Annotated in this window: 21 protein-coding genes and 2 pseudogenes; 15 read left to right on the top strand and 8 right to left on the bottom strand. The window is 63.0% G+C overall.

Features of this window, described 5'->3' with window-relative positions; translation table 11 throughout:
• Nucleotides 1–395: 395 nt before the first annotated feature.
• Entirely contained in the window at nucleotides 396–608 is a 213-nt protein-coding gene (locus tag AC0IPL_RS10930) for an aldehyde dehydrogenase family protein (RefSeq protein ID WP_474274654.1), read from the bottom strand.
• A gap of 72 nt (nucleotides 609–680) precedes the next feature.
• Here AC0IPL_RS10930 and AC0IPL_RS10935 point away from each other — a divergent pair.
• From AC0IPL_RS10935 to AC0IPL_RS10980, 10 genes and pseudogenes are all read left to right on the top strand, one after another.
• Nucleotides 681–857, top strand: a pseudogene (locus AC0IPL_RS10935) (transposase); the annotation flags it as partial.
• Between the two features lie 86 nt (nucleotides 858–943).
• Nucleotides 944–1,984 (top strand): IS110 family RNA-guided transposase, encoded by a 1,041-nt coding sequence (locus AC0IPL_RS10940; protein ID WP_474274430.1) that lies wholly within the window; start codon nucleotides 944–946, stop codon nucleotides 1,982–1,984.
• Between the two features lie 219 nt (nucleotides 1,985–2,203).
• Nucleotides 2,204–2,790, top strand: a pseudogene (locus AC0IPL_RS10945) (IS5 family transposase); the annotation flags it as partial.
• Between the two features lie 6 nt (nucleotides 2,791–2,796).
• The gene (locus AC0IPL_RS10950; RefSeq protein WP_474274432.1) at nucleotides 2,797–3,369 is read left to right on the top strand and encodes an ABC transporter permease; all 573 of its coding nucleotides are present in this window, start codon (nucleotides 2,797–2,799) and stop codon (nucleotides 3,367–3,369) included.
• A gap of 10 nt (nucleotides 3,370–3,379) precedes the next feature.
• Complete coding sequence (locus tag AC0IPL_RS10955) at nucleotides 3,380–3,535, top strand: hypothetical protein (protein WP_474274434.1); 156 nt, start codon at nucleotides 3,380–3,382, stop codon at nucleotides 3,533–3,535.
• Nucleotides 3,536–3,554: 19 nt separating this feature from the next.
• Nucleotides 3,555–3,944 carry an ABC transporter permease gene (locus AC0IPL_RS10960; protein WP_474274435.1) on the top strand — a complete coding sequence of 130 codons (390 nt, stop codon included), beginning with the start codon at nucleotides 3,555–3,557 and terminating at the stop codon, nucleotides 3,942–3,944.
• Nucleotides 3,945–4,018: 74 nt separating this feature from the next.
• Entirely contained in the window at nucleotides 4,019–4,477 is a 459-nt protein-coding gene (locus tag AC0IPL_RS10965; RefSeq protein ID WP_474274437.1) for a GMC oxidoreductase, read from the top strand.
• Between the two features lie 78 nt (nucleotides 4,478–4,555).
• Complete coding sequence (locus AC0IPL_RS10970; protein WP_474274439.1) at nucleotides 4,556–4,723, top strand: hypothetical protein; 168 nt, start codon at nucleotides 4,556–4,558, stop codon at nucleotides 4,721–4,723.
• Nucleotides 4,724–4,877: 154 nt separating this feature from the next.
• Nucleotides 4,878–5,891, top strand: coding sequence for a ligase-associated DNA damage response exonuclease (locus AC0IPL_RS10975; RefSeq protein WP_474274441.1), 1,014 nt, complete (start codon nucleotides 4,878–4,880; stop codon nucleotides 5,889–5,891).
• Nucleotides 5,891–7,447 (top strand): cisplatin damage response ATP-dependent DNA ligase, encoded by a 1,557-nt coding sequence (locus AC0IPL_RS10980; RefSeq protein WP_474274442.1) that lies wholly within the window; start codon nucleotides 5,891–5,893, stop codon nucleotides 7,445–7,447. The genes AC0IPL_RS10975 and AC0IPL_RS10980 overlap by 1 nt, the downstream gene beginning before the upstream one ends.
• Before the next feature lie 63 nt (nucleotides 7,448–7,510).
• Here AC0IPL_RS10980 and AC0IPL_RS10985 read toward each other — a convergent pair whose 3' ends face one another.
• Complete coding sequence (locus tag AC0IPL_RS10985; protein WP_474274444.1) at nucleotides 7,511–8,386, bottom strand: sulfotransferase family protein; 876 nt, start codon at nucleotides 8,384–8,386, stop codon at nucleotides 7,511–7,513.
• A gap of 238 nt (nucleotides 8,387–8,624) precedes the next feature.
• On the opposite strand from AC0IPL_RS10985, the gene AC0IPL_RS10990 reads away from it, so the two are divergent.
• From AC0IPL_RS10990 to AC0IPL_RS11005, 4 genes are read left to right on the top strand one after another with little or no spacing between them, the layout of a single operon-like run.
• The gene (locus tag AC0IPL_RS10990) at nucleotides 8,625–10,706 is read left to right on the top strand and encodes an HAD-IIB family hydrolase (protein WP_474274446.1); all 2,082 of its coding nucleotides are present in this window, start codon (nucleotides 8,625–8,627) and stop codon (nucleotides 10,704–10,706) included.
• Complete coding sequence (locus tag AC0IPL_RS10995; protein WP_474274448.1) at nucleotides 10,703–11,869, top strand: glycosyltransferase; 1,167 nt, start codon at nucleotides 10,703–10,705, stop codon at nucleotides 11,867–11,869. Before AC0IPL_RS10990 ends, AC0IPL_RS10995 begins: the two co-directional genes overlap by 4 nt.
• 12 nt (nucleotides 11,870–11,881) lie before the next feature.
• A complete protein-coding gene (locus tag AC0IPL_RS11000; protein WP_474274450.1) occupies nucleotides 11,882–12,817 on the top strand; it encodes a glycosyltransferase family 2 protein in 936 nt (311 codons plus the stop codon).
• On the top strand, nucleotides 12,817–13,941 hold the full coding sequence (locus AC0IPL_RS11005) for a glycosyltransferase (protein WP_474274452.1): 1,125 nt from the start codon (nucleotides 12,817–12,819) through the stop codon (nucleotides 13,939–13,941). The genes AC0IPL_RS11000 and AC0IPL_RS11005 overlap by 1 nt, the downstream gene beginning before the upstream one ends.
• Before the next feature lie 149 nt (nucleotides 13,942–14,090).
• Here AC0IPL_RS11005 and AC0IPL_RS11010 read toward each other — a convergent pair whose 3' ends face one another.
• The 4 genes from AC0IPL_RS11010 to AC0IPL_RS11025 form a co-directional block, all read right to left on the bottom strand.
• Complete coding sequence (locus AC0IPL_RS11010; RefSeq protein ID WP_474274454.1) at nucleotides 14,091–15,878, bottom strand: IlvD/Edd family dehydratase; 1,788 nt, start codon at nucleotides 15,876–15,878, stop codon at nucleotides 14,091–14,093.
• Nucleotides 15,879–15,887: 9 nt separating this feature from the next.
• The gene (locus AC0IPL_RS11015) at nucleotides 15,888–17,213 is read right to left on the bottom strand and encodes a TRAP transporter large permease (RefSeq protein ID WP_474274456.1); all 1,326 of its coding nucleotides are present in this window, start codon (nucleotides 17,211–17,213) and stop codon (nucleotides 15,888–15,890) included.
• A gap of 3 nt (nucleotides 17,214–17,216) precedes the next feature.
• A complete protein-coding gene (locus AC0IPL_RS11020) occupies nucleotides 17,217–17,783 on the bottom strand; it encodes a TRAP transporter small permease subunit (RefSeq protein WP_474274458.1) in 567 nt (188 codons plus the stop codon).
• Between the two features lie 69 nt (nucleotides 17,784–17,852).
• Nucleotides 17,853–18,875 (bottom strand): TRAP transporter substrate-binding protein, encoded by a 1,023-nt coding sequence (locus AC0IPL_RS11025; protein WP_474274460.1) that lies wholly within the window; start codon nucleotides 18,873–18,875, stop codon nucleotides 17,853–17,855.
• A gap of 95 nt (nucleotides 18,876–18,970) precedes the next feature.
• On the opposite strand from AC0IPL_RS11025, the gene gntR reads away from it, so the two are divergent.
• On the top strand, nucleotides 18,971–19,993 hold the full coding sequence (gene gntR, locus AC0IPL_RS11030) for an HTH-type transcriptional regulator GntR (protein ID WP_474274462.1): 1,023 nt from the start codon (nucleotides 18,971–18,973) through the stop codon (nucleotides 19,991–19,993).
• A gap of 51 nt (nucleotides 19,994–20,044) precedes the next feature.
• Here the strand turns inward: gntR and AC0IPL_RS11035 are convergent, their stop codons facing one another.
• Nucleotides 20,045–22,090, bottom strand: a complete 2,046-nt coding sequence (locus AC0IPL_RS11035; protein ID WP_474274464.1) for an oxidoreductase — start codon at nucleotides 22,088–22,090, stop codon at nucleotides 20,045–20,047.
• Nucleotides 22,091–22,137: 47 nt separating this feature from the next.
• Entirely contained in the window at nucleotides 22,138–23,703 is a 1,566-nt protein-coding gene (locus tag AC0IPL_RS11040) for a trimethylamine methyltransferase family protein (protein ID WP_474274466.1), read from the bottom strand.
• Nucleotides 23,704–23,873 lie beyond the last annotated feature (170 nt).

A 23,873-nucleotide genomic window follows, 5' to 3' on the forward strand; every position in this document is an offset into this window, starting at 1 on the left:
GACCCTTTTCATGTCAGAAATTTCCGCCATTCTATGCCTCGCTATCCTCGCGGGGGCCTATGAGATCGCGTTTGGTTTTCCTGAACCGGTCACACAGTCCTGGGCCGACGGCACGACTGAAACATCGAAGGCTGCGCCTGACGCACGAGTGGGGCGGCCGGGGGCAAAGCCGCGCGGGAGGGACGCCACAATCCGGTGGGCGCGACCTGGCCCATTTTCCTTGTCCTGAGCCTTGCACATGCCGTGACACCTTGAAGGTTGAAGGTCTAGCTCTGATCGGTGACCATGCCGAGGAAGGTGAAGCGTCTGACATGCTTAACAGCGCGGCCGCCAAGGCGTGCGCGGGCACAAAGGTTGTGCAGGCCCGCGCGCCGGGTTGGCTCAGGTGAACCGCGCTATCGGATGCGGGCTGCTATGCTCTTGGTCTTGCAATGACTCTTGAGCCTTTCCAGCCCTTTCTCGCGGCCAAAGCCAGATTTCTTGTTGCCGCCAAACGGGACTTCGATGCCGTCGGCAATATACTTGTTGATGAAGATCTGCACGGCATGGATTCTGCGCGCTAGCTGATGAATCAGCGAAAAGTCAGTCGAGTGAACCCTTGCGGTCAGCCCGTATTAGGCTCAGGACCCATTGATTTCCGGTGGGTGGCTTGATTCACGGTTCGAAAAATGAGCGGTGATATGTCTGATCTTTTCTGGCTGACCGACGCGCAGATGGCCCGTCTTGAGCCTTATTTTCCAAAGTCCCACGGCAAGCCGCGTGTTGATGACCGGCGTGTTCTGAGCGGAATTATCTTTATCAATCGCAATGGCTTGCGCTGGCGTGATGCTCCCAAAGATTACGGCCCGCACAAGACATGGTGTGATTGCGGCGGTCGCTCTCCTGCGGCGAACGAGGTCCGGTATGTTGGCCTCATGGATATAAGCCGTGAGGAGAACGACCTATGGAATACTATGTCGGTTTGGATGTGTCGCTGAAAGAGATTTCGATCTGCGTTGTAGACAAGGATGGCGAGACTGTAGCGCATTGCGTCTGTCCCGCTGATCCCGAGGGCGTGGCGGGCTGGTTTCGCAACCGTGAACTCACGCCCCGACGGATTGTGCATGAAAGCGGAATGCTGTCGATCTGGTTGCAGCGCGGCCTCGCCGGTCTCGGTCTGCCTGCGACCTGCATTGATGCCCGCAAGGCGCACAAAAGCTTGTCGGCACGGCTCAACAAGTCGGATGCTGCCGACGCCGAAGGTCTGGCACAGCTTGCGCGCACCGGTTGGTTCACACCGGTCCACATCCGCAGCGAGGAGGCGGACCGGCTTCGCAGCTTGGCAGGCGCGCGGGAACGGTTGATCCGGCTGCGTAAGGACCTCGAAGGTCACATTCGTGGCGTCCTCAAAACCTTCGGCATCCGTATGATCGGCATTGGCCAGGGGCGGCAGAGGCAGGCGTTCCGCGATCAACTGGCGGCAGCGGGCGAGACCGACCCGGTTCTGCGGGCCATAGCCGATGCCTTCATCGCGACCCATGCCAAGTTGTGCCAAGCGGCGGACGACCTGGACAAGGCGGTGAAGAAAACCGCCAGGGTCCATCCTGTCGCGCGCCGCCTCATGACAATCCCCGGTGTTGGTCCGGTCAATGCGCTCAGCTTCATAGCCCTGGTTGATGATCCCGGTCGGTTCAGCCGGACGTCGGATGTGGGCGCTTTTCTTGGGTTGACGCCAAAGCGGCATCAGTCTGGCGAGATGGATTGGTCGGGGTGCGTTTCGAAATGCGGTGACGGTGCGATGCGCGGGCTACTGTTCGAGGCGGCATCATCCGTGCTCCACCAGGTGAAACGTTTCTCGCGGCTGAAAAGCTGGGCCGTGCGACTGGCCAGATGGCGCGGCTTTCGCAAGGCGGCAGTCGCGACGGCCCGCAAAATCGCCGTGCTTATGCTGACGCTCTGGAAAAATGGAACCGACTATCAATGGACAAAGGAGGCCACCGCCTGATCTGAGTTCCCGCGTCCGAAGCGGGGAGCGCAGTCCCGACGGGACGGAGGTTGATCGATCTCGCTGTAGAGCATGGGGTGGCCAGGTGCCACACCCCGCACAAGACATTGGAGACGATCCGCCACCGAAAACCATCATGAGGCGCTCAATGCGACCTCGGAGAGAACCATGACCCCGAACGGACAACACCCCTCCCACGCTTGACAAGGCCGCAATCAGAGAACCTTGTACAACCGTTGGAAGCGGTGGAGCGACAAGGGCATCTTTGCCCAGATGATGGCCGGTCTGGCTGCTGATCACGGTGAGGAAAAGACCGTGATGATCGACGCAACTTACCTGAAAGCACACCGTACAGCCTCCAGTCTTGGGGTTAAAAAGGGGGGCGTGGGCGTCTGATCGGGCGCACTAAGGGCGGCATGAACACCAAGCTGCATGCCATCTGTGACAGCCAGGGCCGTCCGCTGAACCTGTTCGTGACTGCCGGGCAGGTCGGTGATTACACCGGTGAAAAGGCGCTGCTGAGTGGCCTGCCTGACGTCCAGTGGCTTCTCGGAGATCGCGAATATGATGCCGATTGGTTTAGAGAAGCGTTGAAAGACAAAGGGATACGCGCCTGCATCCCCGGCCGAAAGCAGCGCAAGAAAGCCATCAGACACGACAAACGCCGATATAAGCGGCGCAACCGCATTGAGATTATGTTCGGCAGGCTGAAGGACTGGCGGCGGGTTGCGACACGATACGACAGATGCCCAAAAGTCTTCCTGTCAGCAATCGCGCTTGCAGCCCTCGTTATCTACTGGCTTTGAAACTCAATGAGGCCAGAGCCTAGGGTCCATGAATTCGGCTTTGGAAACTACGTGGATTTCTTGCAGGAGCCGATCTATTGGAACCCGCTGCTGCGCACCGGGTCGATGTCGCTGCTGGTGACAGCGCTGGCCCCGGTGATCAGGTTTCCGATTGCCCATTACATTGCCAAAATTGCCGGCCCGCGGGCGCGCGGCGGGTTGTTCCTGCTGTGTCTGGTGCCCCCGTGGGTCAGTGACCTGATCCGCCCCTTCGGCTGGATCCTGCTGCTGCGGGAGACCGGCGTGATTTCAACCGCCTTGCAGGAAGTTGTCCTTATCAATGGCCCGGTTGGGCTTTTGCACAATGACGCGGCGGTGATCGTCGGTCTGGTGTACACCGTTATCCTGTTCATGATCCAGGCAGGGTATAATCTGGGCGGCAACGGGTTCACCGAACAGATCTACAACCAGTTCATCACCCGCTTCAACTGGGAGCACGGTGCGGCCTTTGGCATGCTGCTGCTGTTCACATCGGCGGCTATCTGGCTTGGCCTTCGGCTCATCGGCCAGACCCTTGCCAATACCGTCGCCAAAAGCTGAGGAGGGACCCATGCTTCCAACTTTGAAAACCACGCCGTTCCTGCTGGGCTACCGGCTGAATGTAGCGGCCTTCTTCGTGTTCCTAGCCGCGCCGCTGATCTCTGCCGGGGCGTTTCCCTTTAACGACAGCCGATTCGATCGAAGACAGTATCGGCTGGGAGCTTGAGTTCCTGCGACCGGGTCTGTTGCTTGTGGTACTGGGTCAGTTTTCCTTCGTCGCGACGATCACGTCGCTGGTGATCACCGCGCGGCTGAAGAAATTCGATGCCGCGATGGAGGAGGCGGCGTATAATCTGGGCGCCAGCCGGGCCCGCGTGTTGCGCACGATCACGTTGCTGTTCCTACGGCCTGCGATGATCGCCGTCGGCATCGTGGCATTTCTGGACTCTTTCGAGAACTTCGACGCGACGCCGTTTCTTGTCGGCTCTGAATCTCCGCTCACCTTCACCATGGAGAACCGCATGACAAAGGTCGGCTCGACACCGGTGCTGAATGCCGTCTCGTTTTTTCTGATGATCGGATCTGGACTGCTGGCACTGCTGTCAATTCTAGTCCAGCGCGGCACGGCGGAATGAAGCACCATGGAATTTGACTACGTGATCATCGGCGTCGGCTCGGCTGATGCGGTCTTGGCCGACCGACCGGCGGAATGCGGCCGTTACCGGGTCTGCGTTATGCGGCGACCCGGACGGGTCCGCTGTCGATCGGCGTCAACGAGGCGGGCGAGTTTGTGCGCGGTACTCCGGACCGGCCCAGGCCGAACATGCAGCTGTATTTCTCGCCGCTGAGCTATACCAAGGCCCCCGTCGGCAAGCGACCGTTGATGAACCCGGACCCGTTTGCAGGGTTCCTCTTCGGGGTACAGCCGACCCGACCCACCAGCAGAGGGCATATTGCTCTGCGCTCCGAGGACCCGATGGCAGCGCCGGAGATTCACCCCAATTCGCTCAGCACTGAGCAGGATCGTCAGGACATGATCGAAGGCAGCCGCGGGCTAGTCCCAGACCGTCAACCCTTGCAAGGCGACGACGCGCTTTATTGGCCGGGAGATCTACAGCACGGGCGAGATGAACGCTGCGGCGGAACCAATTCCCCCGTGCGGCGTTGACTCCCGGTAGCTGGGTTGCGCTGCCGGGCCGCCCGACGGGTAGCCCTGCGACCAAGCTCAGAAATATAGGAGCATCCCATGACCAAGCAGCAACCGAAATATGACGTCATCGACGGTCTGAAGGGCTCGGAGCAGCATCACCCGCTGAAGAACCGCCCGGGCGAGAAGGGCGATCCAGACCACACCGACCCGGAGGCAAAGACCGAGGGCGGCGATGACAAGGTAGAGAACAAAGACAAAAAGTGACCCGCCGCCCTACGCGGAGACCGCCCGATGGGTGGCACCTGAGCGGCGCAGCCGCGTCTGGACAGCCTGCCTCGGTGTTTGGCGCCCCATGGCAACATTGGCGCTGTCCGATGGATTTGGGGGGTCAATCTCTACTCAGCACAAGGACCATTTGGTGACAGTTCTGCGCAGGCCAGAAGATTTGCTGCATCCACGCCCGCAGGGACTGTATTGCCCTGCGGGCGATTTTTATATTGATCCGGTGCGCCCTGTGCCACGTGCGATGATCACGCATGGGCACGCTGACCACGCCAGGGCCGGTCACGGCACCGTCTGGGCAAGCCCGCAAACCCTGGACATCATGGCGATCCGCTATGGCGCCGAATTCTGCGATCAGCGCTGTGCGGTGGAGGACGGTACCGAGGTGAATAGCCTCAGGGTCAAGTTCACGCCAGCAGGCCATGTGCTGGGCTCCAGCCAGATCACGGTGCATGACGGCAACATCGGCATCACGGTGTCCGGTGACTACGCGCGCGCCAGCAATCCCGCATGCGCCGCATTTCAGGTGGCGCCTTGCGATGTTTTCGTGACCGAGGCGACCTTTGGCCTGCCGGTGTTCAACCATCCCACCGCGGAGTCCGAGATTGAAAAGCTTCTGGGCTCTGTCGCGGCGCAGCCCGAGCGCTGCCACCTCGTTGGCGCTTACGCCCTGGGCAAGGCGCAGCGGGTCATCGCGCTGCTGCGGCAGGCAGGCTGGGACCAGCCGGTCTATATTCACGGCGCCTTGCAGCGGCTGTGCGACTATCACATCGAACAGGGCATAGATCTGGGAGAACTGCGCCCGGCGACCAGTAACGACGACAAGGCAGCGTTCAAGGGGCAGATCATTCTTGGCCCGCCTTCGGCCTTTGCCGCCACTTGGGCACAGCGGTTTCCCGATCCGGTGATCTGCTTTGCCAGCGGCTGGATGCAGGTGCGGGCGCGCGCGCGTCAGCGTGGCGTTGAGCTTCCCCTGATCCTGAGTGACCATGTGGACTGGCCTGATCTGACCCGAACGATCCGGGAACTGGCCCCGCAGGAGGTCTGGGTGACCCATGGCCGCGAGGACGCGCTGGTGCGCTGGTGCGCGTTGAACCAGATCAAGGCGCGCCCTCTGCGTTTGGTCGGATACGAGGAGGACGAAGACTGATGCAGGCCTTCGCCACCCTTCTGGAGCAGCTCGCCTTCACACCCTCCCGCAACGGAAAAATTGTGCATTTGGTCAATGCCTTCCGCACGATGCCGGACCCCGAGCGCGGCTACGCATTGGCGGCGATTACGGGCGATCTGAAGCTGCGCAATGTGACGCCGTCGCTACTGCGCCAGATCGTGTCGGAAGAGACCGATGCCGAATTGTTCCGGCTGTCTTACGAATTTGTCGGGGATCTGGCCGAGACCGTAGCGCTGATCTGGCCGCACGCCGACGCTCCCGTGGATCTGCCCCTCTCCGATGCAGTGGCAGAGCTTTCGGCGGCCGCAAAGGCACAGCTGCCCGATCTCATCTCACGGCGGTTGACCCAAATGACGTCCTCGCAGCGGTATGCCTATCTGAAGCTGGCCACAGGAGGTCTGCGCGTCGGCGTCTCTGCCCAGCTTGCCCGTGTTGCGCTGGCGCAATTCGGTGCGGTGGCCGTGACCGAAATCGAAGAGCTTTGGCACGGGCTGTCGCCGCCATATCTGCCGTTGTTTACCTGGCTGGAGGGCGGTGACAAGCCTGTCAGCCTGGCCGCGGCCCCGTTTCGCCCGGTGATGCTGTCTACTGCAACCGACCTTGAACAGTTGGCGGATTTGCCCCCTGCCGATTACCTCGCGGAGTGGAAGTGGGACGGCATTCGTGTACAGGCGGTCAACGACGGCGGCACCCGGCGGCTGTATTCGCGCACAGGCGAGGACATCTCTGTATCCTTCCCTGATGTGATCGAGGCGTTGACCGCGGATGTGACGCTGGACGGTGAACTGTTGATAAGGCGCGGCGAAGACGTGGCGCCTTTTGGCGATCTGCAAAAACGACTTGGCCGGAAATCCGCGTCAAAGTCCATTCTGGCAAGCCACCCGGCGGCGCTTCGGGTCTATGATCTTTTGTTTTGGAACGGTGAGGATCTGCGGAACCGACCGCTGATCGAACGCCAGGCCAGCCTGCGCGCTTGCGTGGCAGAGCTGGATACCCCGCGCATTGATCTTTCTGTTCCGCTGGACTTTGACAGTTGGCAGCGTCTGGCGGACCTGCGGTCTGACCCGCCCGGAAAGGTCATCGAAGGCGTGATGATAAAGCGCCGGGACAGCCCCTATATCGCCGGGCGAAAGCGGGGCAACTGGTACAAGTGGAAGCGGGATCCGATGCTTGTGGATGCGGTTATGCTGTATGCGCAGCGCGGTCATGGCAAGCGGTCCGGCTACTATTCCGACTTTACCTTTGGCGTGTGGCAGGGCGACCAGCTGGTGCCGGTGGGCAAGGCCTATTTCGGATTTACCGATGCCGAGTTGAAGGAGCTGGACCGGTTCGTGCGCAACAACACAACGGAACGGTTTGGCCCGGTGCGTGCGGTCAAGCCGGCGTTGGTGTTGGAGGTGGCATTCGAAGGGCTGAACGAATCCAGCCGACACAAAAGCGGCCTGGCGATGCGGTTTCCGCGTATCCACCGGATCCGTACGGACAAACCTGCGTCTGAAGCTGGCACGCTGGAGGAGCTGCGCGGCCTACTTTGACCTCCCTTGCATTCGCGCCGTCCGCCCCGCTGGCGCCCGCGGCCCGGAACGGTTGGACACCTCTCAACCTCTCCGCCGATCCGGCAGCCCGCCCTGTGGCCGCGCAACCTGTTGGTGACAGGGTTTTCCACCGGCGAGCGCTGCCGTGGTGCTGTCGCGCACCGATCTGAGCGAGTGCTGCACATGTGGCCGTTGCGCTAGCAGGCCAAGGTGTGGCGCATAGCCCCAGGTGCGCGCACGCAGCTGATGCACCTCACTGAGCGGTGCAGCCATATCGACGTAGCGCCGGTTTCCATCGCGCACAGGTTCCAGACCGGGCTGCTGTCCCTCGGGCAGGCCAAGGAAACGGGCCATGGCAGCGACGGTTGCCGTTGGGTCGGCGACGATGTCTTCGTACCGCAGCACCAAAGCATGGTGGAGATAGCGTAAATCCTGAAGCAGGACGTCATGGGCGTCCAGCCAATGCGCGTGAAGGGCTTCGTCGGGATCGCTCACCCACCCGCGCACCGATCGCGCCACGGCCTCCGGGTGCCGGGTCACGAACACAAAATGCGCCAGTGGAAACAGTTGCTGTAGCAATCGCGACCGGGTCAGATTGACCGGAGACTTCTCAACCCTCCACGCAACGTCGGCCGGGAACCACGCTGCCCAATCCTGTTCCATGCGCCGCTTTGTTTCAAGGGTGTTGAGGGCGTGCGTTTCGGTGAGGTGCTGATGCGGATCGGTTGCAAAATGCATCGGCCGCCCCGACAGCGCATGATGCGGAATGGCGCCTTGCAGATACGCTCCCTCGTTTTCAGGCACTGGCGCGTCGGTGATGGCACCGACCCCGGACAGGCTGGCAATCAGCCGGGCCGTCAGGCTGGTCCCGGACCGGTGGAGCCCCCCGACAAATACATACCGGTGAAGGTTGGGCCGCCGTGGGAATGGGTCTGGCACACGCGGTCTCCTGATTTTGTGACGCGGCAACGGATATGTAACGCCCGCCGCGGTCAATTGGTTGCGGCAGACGGATAGCCCGCGAGTAACGTGTGCCATGGCGACCAGCGCAAGGCGGCGCAACTTGTGCGGTGGGATCCGGTCGTCGGGTCGCGTCGGGAACGCTGTCATTTCCACCATCGTGCAGGAACCGATTTTCGCTGGCGGGCGTTAATCCCGCAGACGTAAGGATTTCTCAATGTACATCATGCATCTGGCACTCGGCGGTTGCCTGACCGCCCCAACTGTCCGCTATGGGATAACCCAAGACACGGGCGGACACATCGCCTATGTGCTTGGCGCCGCATCGGCGCAGGCCGCCAGCAAACGGGTAGAGCGGGTCGACATCGTCACCCGCGCGTTTTCCGCCCAAGACCTGGATCCTGTGCACAGCCAGCTGGAACAGCCGGTCACGCCAAGCCTGACGATCCGGCGGATCAGGGGGGCAAGCGATCGGTATCTGGAAAAAGAACGCCTGGCCGCGGATCTCCCGGCGCTCAAGTCGTCCTTCATTGCGCTTTTGGCGCAGCTGGACAAAAAGCCCGATATCATCCACGCCCATTTCGCCGATGCCGCCAGTCTGGCCGCCGCCGCTGAAACCCGGCTCGGCATTCCCTTTGTCTACACCCCCCATTCGCTTGCGATCGATAAGCAGGCCACCTGCACCCACCGTGCAGGCGCCGATCTGAAGGTCCGGATGGATCAGGAGCGGCGGGCCATGCGCCAAGCCCGCGCGATCATCGTGTCGTCCCGCGACGAGGCGGAGCGGCAATTGGGCGGCTATGGGGAAGATACCGAGCCGCGCACGCATCTGGTGGAACCAGGCGTCTCGATACCGGCTGGGATCTGCACCACCGGTCGAACGGCCGCCAGATCCATGCTGGCACAGCATCTGAGCAACCCGCAGCGTCCGATCATCCTGGCCGTCGCGCGCCCGGTGGCGCGAAAGAACCTGGTACGACTTGCCGCGGCTTATGCGTATTCACCCGCGCTCAACGGTCAGGCCAATCTGGTGATCCTGGCCGGACAACATTCCGCAAATAGCCCCGCCTCGCGCGCAGGACACGGGGTGGTTGCGCAGCTGCGCGCCATTGCCGAGCGGCCGGATATGCGGGGGCGGATTGCGCTGCCCGCGACGCATGATCCCGAAACCGTCCCTGAACTCTACCGGCTGGCCGCGCAAAGCGGCGGTGTCTTTGTCAATCCGGCGCTGCACGAACCCTTCGGATTGACCACGCTGGAGGCGGCGGCCCATGGACTTCCGGTTGTTGTGACACGGGAGGGCGGACCTCGGGACGTTGTCCGCGAGTTGCAGAACGGAAGCATCATCGATCCCCGGGACGAGCCAATGATATCGGACAAGGTGCTGGAGCTGCTGGAAGACCGCAGGCAGTGGCAGCACGCGGCCCGGAGCGGCCTGTCGCGGATCGGCCGTTACAGCTGGGATCGCTGGGCCCGACAGGCGGACAGGGTTTACCGGCAGGCCACGCGGCCCTGCCGGGTCAGCGTCGCGTCTTCGCGGGCAACGCTGATATCTGACCTCGATGACACCCTGACCGGCTGCCCCGAGGGGGCGGCGGCATTCAGGGCGTGGCTGACGGAGACCGGAACGCGATTCATTCTGGCGACCGGCCGTGCGATCGTGTCGGCGCGTGCGGTCCTGTCCCAGTGGAACCTGCCCGAACCTGAGGCTTTTATCACTGCGGTCGGCACCGAAGTTCATCTGCGCGACGGCACGGGGACACTGCGGCTGTCCCAGCGGTACGCAGATGACCTTGCGCAGAACTGGCCCCGGCAGAGCGCAATTGCCGTGATACGCCGACTCGGCATCCAGTGGCAGGCACCAATAGAGCAGCGGCAGTGGAAACTGGGGTTGTTTGGCACCGCCAAGGCGGCAGAACAGCTGCGCGAGGCCTTCCAGCGCGAGGGGCTGTTGGTTCGGGTCATCCACTCGCATGGCAACTTCATCGACGTGGTGCCGTATGCCGCGGGCAAGGCCAAGGCAGCAGAGCATCTGATGTCCCGCCTCGGCATCAACCGCGCCAGCTGTATCGCTGCGGGCAACTCCGGGAACGACGAGGACCTGTTGCGATCCATGCCGCGGTCCATTCTGGTCGGCAATGCCGATCCGCAGATGCGGCCGCTGCGCGAGCTCGGTCATGTCTATTCGGCAAACCGCAGTTTTGCGCCGGGGGTCCTGGAAGGGGCCGCCTACTGGCAGAGCCAGATGCGTGCGGCCCGGCCGCACACGGGGGGTGCCAAGGCGCAAGCGGGTCAATGAACACGGGCCTGAACATCGTGCCCCGGCGGGCGCCGATCGGCTATTTCGTCCACCATCAGGGGCGCGGCCATGCCGAAAGATGTGCCGCACTGGTGAACGTCCTGCCTCCGTCCCGCCCAGTCCAGATTTTCTGCGCGCGGGCGGACATCTTTCCACCGCTGAACGCGAATGTCTCAGTGGAGGTCATCCCGTCTCTGTTCGAACCCGCGGGTAACGAGACCCCGGTGCCGTTCGAGGATGCCCCGGACACGGTTCACTGCGCGCCACTGGGCTGGCCGGGCATCCGCGAGGCCATGGGGCGTATCGCTGGCTGGTTTGCACAGGCCGATCCGGCGCTGATGGTCTGCGATGTCTCGGCCGAACTGGCGCAGTTGTGCCGGATTTGTTCCGTCCCGCATGTTGGGGTTCTTCAGCATGGGCGCCGGACGGATCCGGGACACAAGGCGGCCTATGATGGCGCAATCGGGCTGTTGGCGGCCTGTTCAGAGCGTCTGGCGCAGCCGGATTGGACGAGCAGGATGCGGGCGAAAACCTTCTTCGCGGCGGGGCTGGGCGCGCGCCTGCCCCCCGCCGATCGGGCGCAGGCCCGCCGCAGGCTTGGTCTGGACGACGACGCAGAGGTCATTCTGGCAATCGCCGGGGAGGGCGGCAGCGGCATCACGTCAGCCCCGCTGGCCGTTGGAGCACGCGCCCTGTCACAATCGGTCTGGATTGCGGCGGGGCGGTTCCAGAGGGACTGGCACGCGACCGAGCCTTCAAACCTGTTGTTTCCGGGGTGGGTCGAAAACGTGGCGGACCACTTGATGGCTGCCGATGTCATTATCTCAACCGCCGGTAACACCGTGTGCCACCAGGTCTTGCAGGCGGGAAAACCGTGGCTCATGGTACCGCAGTGGCGCTACTTCGACGAACAGCGCCTGAAAGCCCGCGCTGTCCAGAAGGCTGGCGCCGGTGTGGCGCTTGCGCAGCTGCCATCCTGCGCGGCCAGCTGGCGCGCGGCGCTGGCGTCGGCAAAATCGCGGCATGACCCGCAAAAACAGACGCAGCTGATCGACAAGGCTTCGGAGCGTAAGGCGGCGGCCTGGCTCGAAGACCTTGCGCTGCGGGTCTCGCGGCCCTCCCGCTCCGCCGAAACTGCCGATGCCATTGAAATTTCAACCTGATGAGGATCTGCTATGACACATGCGACGGTTTCTGTACTCACCCTTGTGTCGGGCAGGGAAAATCACCTGCGCAATCTGATGCTGGGCCTGGCCCGGCAGTCAGTGAAACCCGATGAGCTGGTTGTCGGCGTGATGCAGGACGATCCGCCGCAAAATCTTCCTCAGATGGAATGTCCGGTGCGCCTGATCCCGGTTTCCGGCGACGGCCTGCCGTTGGCCAAGGCGCGCAATGCTGTCGCGCGGCAATCCCGCGGTGCATTGCTGGCCTTTCTGGATGTGGATTGCATTCCGGCCCCGGATTTTCTGGCGGACTACCTGCGCCACAGCCGACACGCCCAGGGCGTATTCATGGGCGACGTGCTCTACCTTCCAAAGGGCGCGGCGGCCACGGGATGGGATTACGACGGACTCGAAGACGCCGCCGAGCGCCATGTCGACCGCCCCGGCCCGCCCGATACCGGGCTGCGCGCCTGCGAGGACTACCGGTGCTTTTGGTCACTGAACTTTGCCATGCGCCGGGCGGATTGGGTCGCGAGCGGCGGCTTTGATGAACGGTTTACCGGCTACGGCGGCGAGGACACCGATTTTGGCAAGGCTGTCACCACGTCAGGCCTGCCCCTGTGGTGGACGTCCGGCGCGCGCGCCTACCACCAGTACCATCCGCACTGCATGCCCCCGATCCACCACATCCCGTCAATCCTGCGCAATGCGGAGCTGTTTGCCGAAAAATGGGGCTACAGGACGATGGAGCACTGGCTGCACGCGTTCAAGATGATGGGACTGGTCGAAGAAACGCCAACCGGGCTGCGCCAGATCAGGCCACCGTCGCGTGCAGATTATGCGCTGTGCCGACAACAGGAGGACATGCCCTTCGCCTCCTCAGGCCGGGTCATCAAGATTTTGCGAAAGCAGCACGGCGACGGCGAGCAGAACATCGCGGCCGAGTGATGAGGATCGCCCTTCTTGCCCACGTGCGCCATCCGATCGCGCCGCCCTTCAAAGGAGGCATGGAGGCCCATGCATGGCATCTCGCCGCAGAGCTCTCGCGTCTTGGGCATGAGGTCACGCTGTTTGCCTCCGGCGATTCCGCAGCGGGCCTGCCGCCGGGCGTGCGGCTGTTTCCGGTGTTCGAGGCACATTACGATCGCGAATTTCCCTGGCACCGGTGGCACGGCACCGCGGCGCTCAACGCGCATCTCGATGCCGGGTTCACCCGGGTGCTGGACGCCCTGCGCACGGGACGGTTCGACGTCGTCCATAACAACAGCCTGCATCGCTTCCCGCCGCGGTTTGCACGGGCAGCACGGATTGCGATGCTCACCACCCTGCATGTGCCCCCCTTTGATGCCCTGCGCCGGGCTGTCCACGACGGTGCGGCGCCCTGGAGCCGGTTTTCGGTTCCCAGTCGCCAGCAGCTTGGTCTGTGGTGGGAGGCGCCTGCGGCACCTGTCTATACCTCGGTTCTGCCAAACGGGATCCCGCTGGATGCCTGGCCCTTCGCGCCAGGCGGCGGGCGCAGCGCCGTGTGGGCCGGCCGGATCACCCCGACCAAGGGCACCCATCTCGCGGCGCAGGCGGCCGTGCAGTCGGGCGTGCCGCTGAATATTTTCGGAACGATCGAGCATCAGGACTATTTTGACAGCGACGTGCGGCCGTGGCTGGGGCAGACTGTGCGATATGGCGGCCATTTGACTGGCCCGGAACTCGCCCGTGAATACGCCAAGGCGTCGGCGTTCCTGTTCACGCCACTGTGGGAGGAGCCATTTGGCCTGTCAGCGGTCGAGGCAATGGCAACAGGCCTTCCCGTGGCCGCCCTGGACCGCGGCGCCGCACGCGAAGTGATTGGCGATGCGGGATGTTTCAGCCGCACCGCCACGGCCACCGATTTGTCCGCCGCGCTTTGCGGCGCACTGGAGATTTCGCCGCGGACGGCCCGTCAGCGGGTCGAGACACGATTTTCCCTGTCTGTCATGGCCCAGAACTGCATTCGGGAATACCATCTGGCACGGGACAGCCTGGCCGTCCCTTATGAAGCCGCCAGCTTTTCCCACCGGGAACTCGCGCGACCCTGACGCATGCGCCGGGCAGGAAGACTGCGAAAGTTTGAGCCACGGAAGGAGGTCCGCCAGCCCGTGCCTCTCTTCCTCGGTGATCCCGAACACCTGACCTAAGGTCATATGCAGGGCAATGATTTGATCGCCGCCAAACCCTCGCCTGATACTTAGTGGTTGTTGCGCAACGGGTGCTTGCGGGCCACATCGCGATAGGTCTCGGCCCCGTCGATTACCATGCCTTCAGAGAACGGGCGCGCGGTGGAGCGGAACAGGCTTTGCCAGGGGGTCTGGCTTTCGGGAACCGCATAGCCGCCCGCCGCCTCCAGGCGCGCGCGCCGGGCCGCCAGCTCCTCCGCGCTCAGCAGCACGTCGACGCGGCGCGCGTTCAGGTCCACGCGGATGCGGTCGCCGTTTTCCAGCAGCGCCAGCCCGCCGCCATCCGCCGCCTCCGGCGAGGCGTTCAGGATCGACGCCGAGCCCGAGGTGCCAGATTGCCGCCCGTCGCCGATGCAGGGCAGGGCGCGAATGCCCTGTTTGATGAGGTAAGACGGCGGCCGCATATTCACCACCTCCGCACCGCCCGGATACCCCTTGGGACCGGTGCCACGCATTACCAGAACGCAGTGGGCGTCAATCGCCAGCGTCGGGTCGTCAATGGTGGCGTGAAACTGCTCTGGCCCGTCGAACACAACCACCCGGCCTTCAAAGGCATTCGGATCCGCCGGATCCGACAGGTAGCGGCTGCGAAACTCCGCGTTGATGACAGAGGTCTTCATTAGCGCGCTGTCAAAGAGGTTGCCCGACAGGTTCAAAAAGCCGGCATTGGCCACCAAGGGCTGCGACACCGGACGGATCACATCGGCGTTCGCCGTCTGCGCTGACTGGTAATTCTCAGCCACCGTCTTGCCATTGGCCATGGGGGCGTTGGGGTGCGGCAGCAGATCGGCCTTCAGCAGCTCTGCAATCACTGCAGGTACGCCGCCCGCGTGAAAGAAATCCTCGCTCAGGTAGGTTCCGGACGGCTGCATGTTCACCAGCAGCGGCACCCGGTGACCCAGCCGTTCCCAATCGTCGTTGGTCAGCTCAACACCAAGGTGGCGGGCAACCGCGTTCATATGGATCGGCGCGTTGGTGGATCCGCCAAGCGCGGAGGCCACCACGATGGCGTTCTCAAACGCCGCGCGGGTCATGATGTCGCTGGGGCGCAGATCCTGCCTGACCATCTCGACAATGCGCAGCCCGGTGTAATAGGCCATCTGCCCGCGCTCGCGGTAGGGTGCCGGGATCGAGGCCGAGCCGGGCAGCTGCATGCCCAGGATCTCCGCCAGGGAATTCATCGTCGAGGCCGTCCCCATGGTGTTGCAATAGCCCACCGACGGCGCCGAGGAAGCGGCCATTTCTAGAAAACCCTCGGCGTCGATCTCACCCGCGGCCAGTTGCTGGCGGGCCTCCCAGATCACACTGCCGGAGCCGGCCCGCTTGCCCTTGTGCCAGCCGTTCAGCATCGGCCCGACCGACAGAGCAATTGCCGGAATGTTCACCGTTGCCGCCGCCATCAGCAGCGCCGGCGTGGTCTTGTCGCAGCCTATGGTCAGCACCACGCCGTCGATGGGGTAGCCATAAAGCGTCTCCACCAAGCTCAGATAGGCGAGGTTTCGGTCCAGCATGGCCGTGGGCCGCTTGCCGGTTTCCTGGATGGGATGCACCGGCACCTCCAGCACAATGCCGTCGGCGGTGCGAATCGCCTCACGGGTGCGCTGCGCCAGCTCCAGGTGGTGGCGGTTGCAGGGCGACAGGTCGCTGCCCGTCTGGGCAATGGCGATGATCGGCTTGTCCGAGCGCAGCTCCTCCAGCGTCAGCCCGTAGTTCAGGTAGCGCTCCAGATAGAGCGCCGTCATCTCCGGATCATCCAGGTTGTTGAACCACTCGCGCGAGCGCAATTTGGCAGCAGTCATGTCGGGCTCCTATCTTCCGGTGATCCCGGGAAACGCAATCAGCAATGCAAGTGCCAGCATCTGCATCGCAATGAACGGCAGCAGCGAGCGGAAAATCTCGCCCAGCGAAATCCCCTCGGGTGCGACCGATTTGAGGTAGAAGGCAGCCGGTCCAAACGGCGGCGACAAGAAGCTCACCTGCATGTTCATCGCAAAGACCACGCCGAACCACACCGGGTCAAAGCCAAGATCGCGCACGATCGGCACAAAGATCGGCATCGTCAGCAGCGCGATGCCGACCCAGTCGAGGAACATGCCCAGCACGAACAGGATCAGCATCATCACCAGCACAATAACGGTCGGATTGTCGGAAATCCCGGTCAGCAGAGAGGACACGAAATTGATGCCGCCCATCAGGTTGAACACGCCCACCAACGCCGAGGCCCCGATGCCGATCCAGACGATCATGCCGACGGTCGACAGCGTCTGCAACGCAGCCCCCTTCAGCAGCGCCAAGGTGAATTCGCCGCGGATGATGGTCGACAGGGTTACCCCGATCACCCCGATGGCCGAGGCCTCGGTGACAGAGGCGATGCCGCCGTAGATCGAGCCGAGAACAAAGATCACCACCATTACAGGCAGGATCAACCCCTTGAGCAAGCGCAGTTTCTCGCGCCGCGGTATTTCGCCAACCTCCGGCACCGGCGCCACTGCCGGGTTCAAATAGGCGCGGATCAGAACATAGGCGATGTAAAAGCCCGCCAGCATCAGCCCCGGCAGGAAGGACGCGGTGAACAGATCGCCGATCGACACGCTGGCGGTCAGACCATAGATGATCAGCACGATCGACGGCGGCACCATGGTTCCCAGCGCGCCGCCGGCGCAGCAGACGCCAATCGCCAGCCGCCGGTCATAACCCAGCCGCAGCATCTGCGGTAGCGCCAGCAGGCCCAGCAGTACCACCTCGCCGCCGATGATCCCGGACATCGCCGCCAGAACCACCGCCACCAGCAGCGTCTGGATCGCCACGCCGCCGCGCAGCCGGCCGCCCACCACGCGCATCGCGTCGAACAGGTCGCGGGCAATGCCGGAACGGTCCAGGATCGCCGCCATCAGCACGAACATCGGCACCGAAACAAAGACGAAGCTGTTGACAAAGCTGAAGATCCGCGAGGTGATCAGCGGCACCGCCATCGGCCCGAACCACCCCAGCGCAAAGACCAGCGCCACCAAAAGGGTGACAAAAGCCAGCGGCATTCCGGTCAGCAACAGCAGCAACAGCATGGCAAACATCAGCAATGTTGCCCATTCGATGCCCATCGCCTTGAGGTCGGGCATCAGCGTCAGAAATTCCATGGATCAGGGTCCCGGCTTGCGAAGGTAATTGAGTGCCAGTACGGCAAATTGCAGGGCCATCAGCAGCAGCACGGCAAACAGAAACAGCTTGGTCAGACCGGGCGTCGGCGGGTTCCAGGCACTGCCGCTGGTTTCCAGGCGCAGCATCCCCGCAGGTGTCCAGACCGCGCGCGCAACGCTGCTCCAGGAGGCCCAGGCGAAACAGGCGCAGGCCAGGCTGCACACGATTGAAATGCCCGCATCCATGGCGCGTCGGGCGCCGGGCGACAGCTGGTCGTAGATCAGCACCACCCGGATGTGGGCGTTGCGCGCAGCGGCATAAAGGCCGCCGAATACAAAGGAGCAGGCGGTCAGAAAGATCACCGTCTCATGTGCCCAGACCGTCGGGCGGTTGAAGCCATAGCGCAGGATGACCTCCAGAAACAGGATGCCCGCACAGGACAGGATGGCGATGGCAAAGCCGGTGCCGCACAGGTTAATGATTTGGCCCAGTGCGCCGGCTTCGGCAACGGCGCCGCTGTCGGCCTTGGGGCCGGTTTCGGGGATCGGGGGCGTTGTGTCGTTGGTCACGGGAACGGGTCCATCAAGAAAAAGGCAGCCCGGCCAGTCCGGCGCCGGGCTGCCCGTCTGTCTGCGGGTTTACTGCAACAGACCTTTTTCGCTGAGATAGCCGGTCAGGGTGTCATAGACCTGCTGCGAGGCGTCGGAGGCTTCTGCCGCGGCGGCCCATTCGCCCTTGGCAATCGTGCGGAACCGCGCGCGCTCCTCGGCCGGCCAGTCATGCACGGTCACCTTGCCGGACGCCACGGCCTCGGCCACGGCGGCGGTGTCACGCTCGGCGAGGATCGACACCTGCTTGCGGGCGAAATCCGAGACGCTGTCCTCCAGCGCGGTCTGGATATCAGCGGGCAACGCGTCCCAGGTCGCCTTGTTGATGCTCACCTCCACCAGCGGCATCGAGTGGAAACCGGGATAGACCGGATGGCTGGCGATGTCGTGCATGCCCTGCTCATGGTTGGTGGAAAACACCGTGTAGTCGGCCGCGTCGATCACGCCTTTGTCGAGCGAGGTGAAAACCTCGCTGCCGGGCAGGTTCACTGGCGCCGCACCCGCCGCGGCAAAGACCTTCTGCACCATGCCCTCGGGCGCACGCATCTTCAGACCCTTCAGATCATCCACGCCGTTCAGCGGCACCTTCGACAGGAAGGCCTCCAGCCCCGGGGTGGTGGCGCCGATGAAATGCAGCCCGTAGGGTTCCAGCAGCTGGTTCATCAGCTCCTTGCCGCCGCCGTTTTCCATGAAATCCAGCATCTGTTCCGGGTCCGACCAGGCCCCGACCGGATTGGCGATCAGGCCAAAGGCAGGTTCCTTGCCCGCAAAGTAGGACGTGTCCGTGAAATGACCGGTCAGGATGCCCGCCGCCACCGCATCCTGTGTTTCGGTATGCGCCACGATGCTGCCGACCGGCAGCAGCTCAATCGCGACCCGGCCACCTGTCCGCTCGGCCACATCCTCGGCCCAGGATTGTTGCAGGATGAAATTTGCATTGCCTGCCGGGTCCGACGACTGGAAGCGGAAATCATACTCTGCCGCCAGTGCTGCCCCCGATACCGACAGCGTCGCAACCACTGACCACGCCAGCCCCTTGAGAATCGTCTTCATTGGTTAGTCCTCCCTTAGTGTTGCCGCATCAGTAATGATTGCGCAATCATTTGTCAACTTGCACCCCTTCTTTGATCATGCGATGCTTTCTTGAAATGAAGAAAACCAAACAAACCCATAAAGTTACCCTGAAAGACGTGGCGGCGCATGCGGGTGTCAGCGCAATCACGGTGTCCCGGACTGTCCGCGCGCCCCATCTGGTGTCCGAAAAGGCGCGTACAAAGGTGCAGCACTCCATCGAGGTGCTGGGGTACGTGCCGGATGCCGCCGCCTCGGCGTTGGCCTCCAACCGGACGGATGTCATCGGGCTGTTGATCCCGTCGGTAACCAACAGCGTTTTCACCGATGTGCTCACCGGTCTTTACGACGCACTGGAGGGCAGCAGATTCTCGATCCAGATCGGCAATTACCGCTACAGCCCCGCCACCGAAGAAAAGCTGGTGCGCACCTTTCTCAGCCAAAAGCCTGCCGGCATGATCCTGACCGGCGTTGATCAGACGGAAGCCTGCCGCGAATTGCTGCTTAATGCGCCCTGTCCGGTGGTGCAGATCATGGACAGCGACGGCGAAGCGGTCGACAGCGTGATCGGCCTGTCGCATTTCGACGCCGGGCGCTCTGCGACCCGGCACCTTGTGGCACAGGGCTATCAGCGTATCGGATTTCTGGGTGCCCGGATGGATCCACGGTCGCAGCGGCGGTTCGCGGGTTTTCGCGCCGCGCTCACAGAATGCGGTATGTTTGACGAACGCCGGGTGGTGACAACGCCCAAGGCGTCAAGCTTTGGGCTGGGTGCCGACCTGTTGCGCGACCTGTTGGCCCGCGCGCCTGATACGGATGCGCTATTTTGCAACAATGACGACCTCGCTGCCGGCGCCCTGTTCGAGGCTCAACGCCGCGGCATTCGCGTCCCGCAGGAGCTGGGCATCTGCGGCTTCAACGATCTGGAGCTGAGCCGCAACCTCAACCCATCCCTGACGACCGTGGCCACGCCGCGCTATCAGATCGGGCAGGAGGCGGTCACGCTGCTGATGCGTGCACTTGATAAGCCTGAGGGCTCCGGTCGCCAGAACATCGACCTCGGTTTCGAGGTGATCCCGCGCGACACGACGCGCCGCTGACCACCGCAGGGGCGGCGCCGGCGATCTGCCGGTGCCACCCATTGTTTGCTATCAGATATCCTTGACCAGCCGCAGGGCGTCATAGATCGCGGCATGGGTGTTGCGGGCGCTGACGGCATCACCGATGCGGAACAGCTGGAACGCGCCATCCGGGTTGCGGGCGATGGTCTGCGGCCGCCCGTCGATCAGCGCGTCGTAATCGACGGCGCCGTGGTTGCGCGACTGCGGCTTAAGGTCGAAATAAAGATCATCCAACGGCATCGTGCCATAGTTCACCACGATCTGATCATAGGTCTTCTCCGAGATGAAATCGCTGTAGTCGGTCCCGATCCGGGCCTTCAGCAGGTTGCCGTCGCGGCTGACATCGATCAGACGTCGGGTAACGGTAAAGGTCACATCCTTGTCCTGAAGAGCACGCATATAGGGCACCAGGTTCATCGCCATGATGTCCGGCGCAAAGACCCGGTCCGGCGTCATCACCTCAACCTTGGCACCAGCCTTGGCGGCGACTTCTGCGGCTTGCAATCCGGGGTGATCGCCGCTTTCGTCGTAGATCAGCACATTCTGTCCCGGCTTCACATCGCCGGAGATCAGATCCCAGCTTGTCACCACCAGATCCTGTTCGTGCCCGCTCTCGAACAGCTCCGTATTGGGCAGACCTCCGGTGGCGACGATCACCACATCCGGGTCCAGCGCTGTCACGTCCTCCGCCTCGGCCCAGCTGTTGAAGCGGAACTCGACATCCCGCGCCGCGCATTGCGCCATGCGCCAGTCGATGATCGAGATCATCTCGCGGCGGCGCGGGTTCTGCGCCGTCAGCCGCAGCTGACCGCCGGGATCCGGCTGCGCCTCGAACACGGTGACCGCATGGCCGCGTTCGGCGGCAACCCGCGCCGCCTCCAGCCCGCCCGGACCGGCCCCGACAATGACCACCTTCTTGGTCTCGCCCGCCGGGGAGATGTCGTGCGGCATCGTCAGTTCGCGCCCGGTGGCCGCGTTGTGGATGCACAAGGCGTCGCCGGCCTGATAAATCCTGTCCAGACAATAGGTTGCCCCGACACAGGGGCGGATGTCGTCCTCCCGTCTTTCGATGATTTTGCGCACGATATGCGGATCGGCCATATGCGCCCGTGTCATGCCGACCATGTCCAAAAGCCCCGCCTGAACCGCGTGACGGGCGGTCGCCACGTCGGGGATCCGGGCGGCGTGAAAGGTCGGCATGCCGGTCGCGGCCCTGACCGCGCCTGCAAAATCCAGATGCGGCGCGGTCCTCATCCCCTGCACCGGGATCACGTCGGTCATCGCCGGGTCGGTGTGAATGCGGCCGCGGATCACATTCAGGAAATCAACCATGCCGCTGTCCGCCAGACGTTTTGAGATCTCAAGCCCCTCTTTCGGCGTGATGCCGCCCGCTTCGGCCTCATCCGCCGTGTAGCGCAGGCCGACGATGAAATCGTCGCCGACGCGGTCGCGGATACCGCGCAGCACGTCTAGGGGAAATTTCAGCCTGCTATCAAGTGACTGGCCGCCATAAGGCCCCTCCAGATCATTGGTCAGCGGCGACCAGAACTGGTCCAGAAGATGGCCGTAGACCTGCAATTCGATGCCGTCCATACCACCTTCCTTCATCCGCTCCGTGGCGTCGGCGAAGTCGCTGATGATCCGCTCTATGTCCCAATCCTCAATCAGCTTGGGAAAGGCCCGGTGCGCCGGTTCACGATGCTTTGACGAGCTGACCGAAGGCAGCCAGTCCCCCTTGTTCCAGCCGGTGCGGCGGCCCAGGTGGGTCAGTTGGATCATCACTGCGCAGCCGTGTTCGTGGCAGGCATCGGTCAGGTTCCGGATCCAGGGCACGACCTCATCTCGGTAGGCGAGGATATTGTTGAACACCGGCGGGCTGTCCTTGCTGACCGCGGCGGAGCCTGCCGTCATCGCCAAGGCGACACCAGCCTTGGCGCGTTCGGCATGATAGGCGGCATAGCGTTCCTTGGGCATGCCGTCCTGGGGGTAGGCGGGTTCGTGACTCGTGGTCATGATCCGGTTCTTCAACGTCAGATGCTTCAGCTGAAAAGGTTGCAAAAGCGGGTCATTGGACATTGCGTATTCCTTGAATGCTACTGTGCGGGCAATCCTAAAGGGTGGCGTCAGTACCAGGCATCTTTCACCGAGGCTTTCTTGCGGGCAATGAAATCCTGCAACGCCGCGTCGGTGGCCGCGTCCATCGCGGGGGCCTCGTAGTTTGCCAGAGTGTTCTTCCAGCGCGTGTTGGCGCGCTGTGCGGCGTCGGCGCTGCCTTGTTCCTCCCAGCTCTCAAACGGCTGGTCGTCGTTCAGGCCGCTGTCCCAATAGGCCGTTTGATAGTGGCGCAAGGTATGCGCGGTGCCGAACAGGTGTTCGCCGGGCCCGTTTTCGGCCAGCGCGTCGACGCCCAGCGTGTCCTCGCTGACGGTGATCCCGTTTAGATAGGCATGCAGCGCGCCGCACATGTCGGTATCCATGACAAATTTCTCGTAGGACATGGACAACAGCCCATCGAGGAACCCGGCCGCGTGCAGAATATAGTTCGCACCGCCCTGAACGGCGGACATCATCGACATCATCGACTGTTGCATCGCCTGGGCGTCGGGCCGCTTCGAGGTGCTGAAATTGCCCGCGCAGCGCAGCGGCATGTTCAGCCGCCGGGCCAGCTGCCCCATCACCAGCGATCCAAGCGCCGGTTCCGGCGTGCCAAAGGTGGGCGAGCCGGTCCGCAGCGACATTGACGACAAGAACCCGGCAAGCACTGCCGGAGCCCCGGGGCGCACCAGTTGGGTAAGCGCGCAGGAGGTCATCGATTCCGCCAGACACTGGGCGACCGCCCCCGCCATCGTCAGGGGCGACACCGCCCCGCCCAGAAGAAACGGCAGATGGATCGACCCTTGTCCGGCGCTGGCATATTCGCGAATGCCCCGCGTCGTGACCCCATCCAGAACCAACGGCGAGGTGGTGTTGAAATTCCCGAGGATCACACAGTTCTGGTCGACAAAGTCGGAGCCGAACAGGATGCGGCACATCTCGACACTGTCGGCGGCGCGTTCCGGAGCGGTGATTGATCCCAGAAACGGCCGGTCGCTATAGCGCATGTGGGCATAGACCATGTCCAGATGGCGTTTGTTCACCGCGATGTCGGTCGGTTCGCAGATCGTCCCGCCAGAGTGGTGCAGCCAGGGCGAAGATTGCGCCAGTTTCACAAAGTTTTCAAAGTCCTCGATCGTGCCGTAGCGCCGCCCCTTGTCTAGATCCATGACAAAGGGCGAGCCATAGGCGGGCGCGAAGACCATCGCGTCGCCGCCAATTTCAACGGAATTCGCCGGGTTGCGCGCGTGCTGGGTGAACCGGGCCGGCGCCGTACGCAGGATTTCGCGGATCAGTCCCGGCTCAAACGTGATGTTCCAGGCGTCAGCCGACAGGGGCCGCACCTTGCCACCCGCGCGGCGAAACAGCTCCACGGTTTCGGGGTCGTCGCGAAACTCCAGCCCGATTTCGGCCAGTATCCGGTCGGCAGCCTGCTCAATCCTGATGAGTGAGCCCTCGTCAAGAAGATCATAGGGCGGGATTTTTCGCGTGATGTAGGGAACGCGCAGGTGCGGGTTCTCGCCTGGCGCGCTGCCGCGGCGGGTGTGTGTCCGGCTGCGGCGGCGGCGGAGGTTCGGCTCTGGCAGCTCGGTCATGGCACAGCTCTTTCGTTGTCTCGGGATGGGATTGGCACCATCCTGCTGCCAACCGCTGTGGAGCAGGGTGCTGCTCCCGGCGACACGCGGCAATTACAGATAAATTTGCCTTGGCTTAGCTGAGTTAAGTCATCACTCTGGAAACCGGGTGCAATACAACGGCTGATTGG

This window comes from Leisingera sp. SA32 (assembly GCF_056033425.1).

Bases quoted from the DNA above. Each gene is read 5' to 3' on its own strand.
- AC0IPL_RS10970 (WP_474274439.1), top strand. From the start codon at position 4,556: ATGACCAAGCAGCAACCGAAATATGACGTCATCGACGGTCTGAAGGGC.
- AC0IPL_RS11035 (WP_474274464.1), bottom strand. From the start codon at position 22,090: ATGTCCAATGACCCGCTTTTGCAACCTTTTCAGCTGAAGCATCTGACG.
- AC0IPL_RS11000 (WP_474274450.1), top strand. From the start codon at position 11,882: ATGACACATGCGACGGTTTCTGTACTCACCCTTGTGTCGGGCAGGGAA.
- AC0IPL_RS10995 (WP_474274448.1), top strand. From the start codon at position 10,703: ATGAACACGGGCCTGAACATCGTGCCCCGGCGGGCGCCGATCGGCTAT.
- AC0IPL_RS11015 (WP_474274456.1), bottom strand. From the start codon at position 17,213: ATGGAATTTCTGACGCTGATGCCCGACCTCAAGGCGATGGGCATCGAA.
- AC0IPL_RS10980 (WP_474274442.1), top strand. From the start codon at position 5,891: ATGCAGGCCTTCGCCACCCTTCTGGAGCAGCTCGCCTTCACACCCTCC.
- AC0IPL_RS10955 (WP_474274434.1), top strand. From the start codon at position 3,380: ATGCTTCCAACTTTGAAAACCACGCCGTTCCTGCTGGGCTACCGGCTG.
- AC0IPL_RS10965 (WP_474274437.1), top strand. From the start codon at position 4,019: ATGCGGCCGTTACCGGGTCTGCGTTATGCGGCGACCCGGACGGGTCCG.
- AC0IPL_RS11010 (WP_474274454.1), bottom strand. From the start codon at position 15,878: ATGACTGCTGCCAAATTGCGCTCGCGCGAGTGGTTCAACAACCTGGAT.
- gntR (WP_474274462.1), top strand. From the start codon at position 18,971: ATGAAGAAAACCAAACAAACCCATAAAGTTACCCTGAAAGACGTGGCG.
- AC0IPL_RS11040 (WP_474274466.1), bottom strand. From the start codon at position 23,703: ATGACCGAGCTGCCAGAGCCGAACCTCCGCCGCCGCCGCAGCCGGACA.
- AC0IPL_RS11005 (WP_474274452.1), top strand. From the start codon at position 12,817: ATGAGGATCGCCCTTCTTGCCCACGTGCGCCATCCGATCGCGCCGCCC.
- AC0IPL_RS10990 (WP_474274446.1), top strand. From the start codon at position 8,625: ATGTACATCATGCATCTGGCACTCGGCGGTTGCCTGACCGCCCCAACT.
- AC0IPL_RS11025 (WP_474274460.1), bottom strand. From the start codon at position 18,875: ATGAAGACGATTCTCAAGGGGCTGGCGTGGTCAGTGGTTGCGACGCTG.
- AC0IPL_RS10940 (WP_474274430.1), top strand. From the start codon at position 944: ATGGAATACTATGTCGGTTTGGATGTGTCGCTGAAAGAGATTTCGATC.
- AC0IPL_RS10950 (WP_474274432.1), top strand. From the start codon at position 2,797: ATGAGGCCAGAGCCTAGGGTCCATGAATTCGGCTTTGGAAACTACGTG.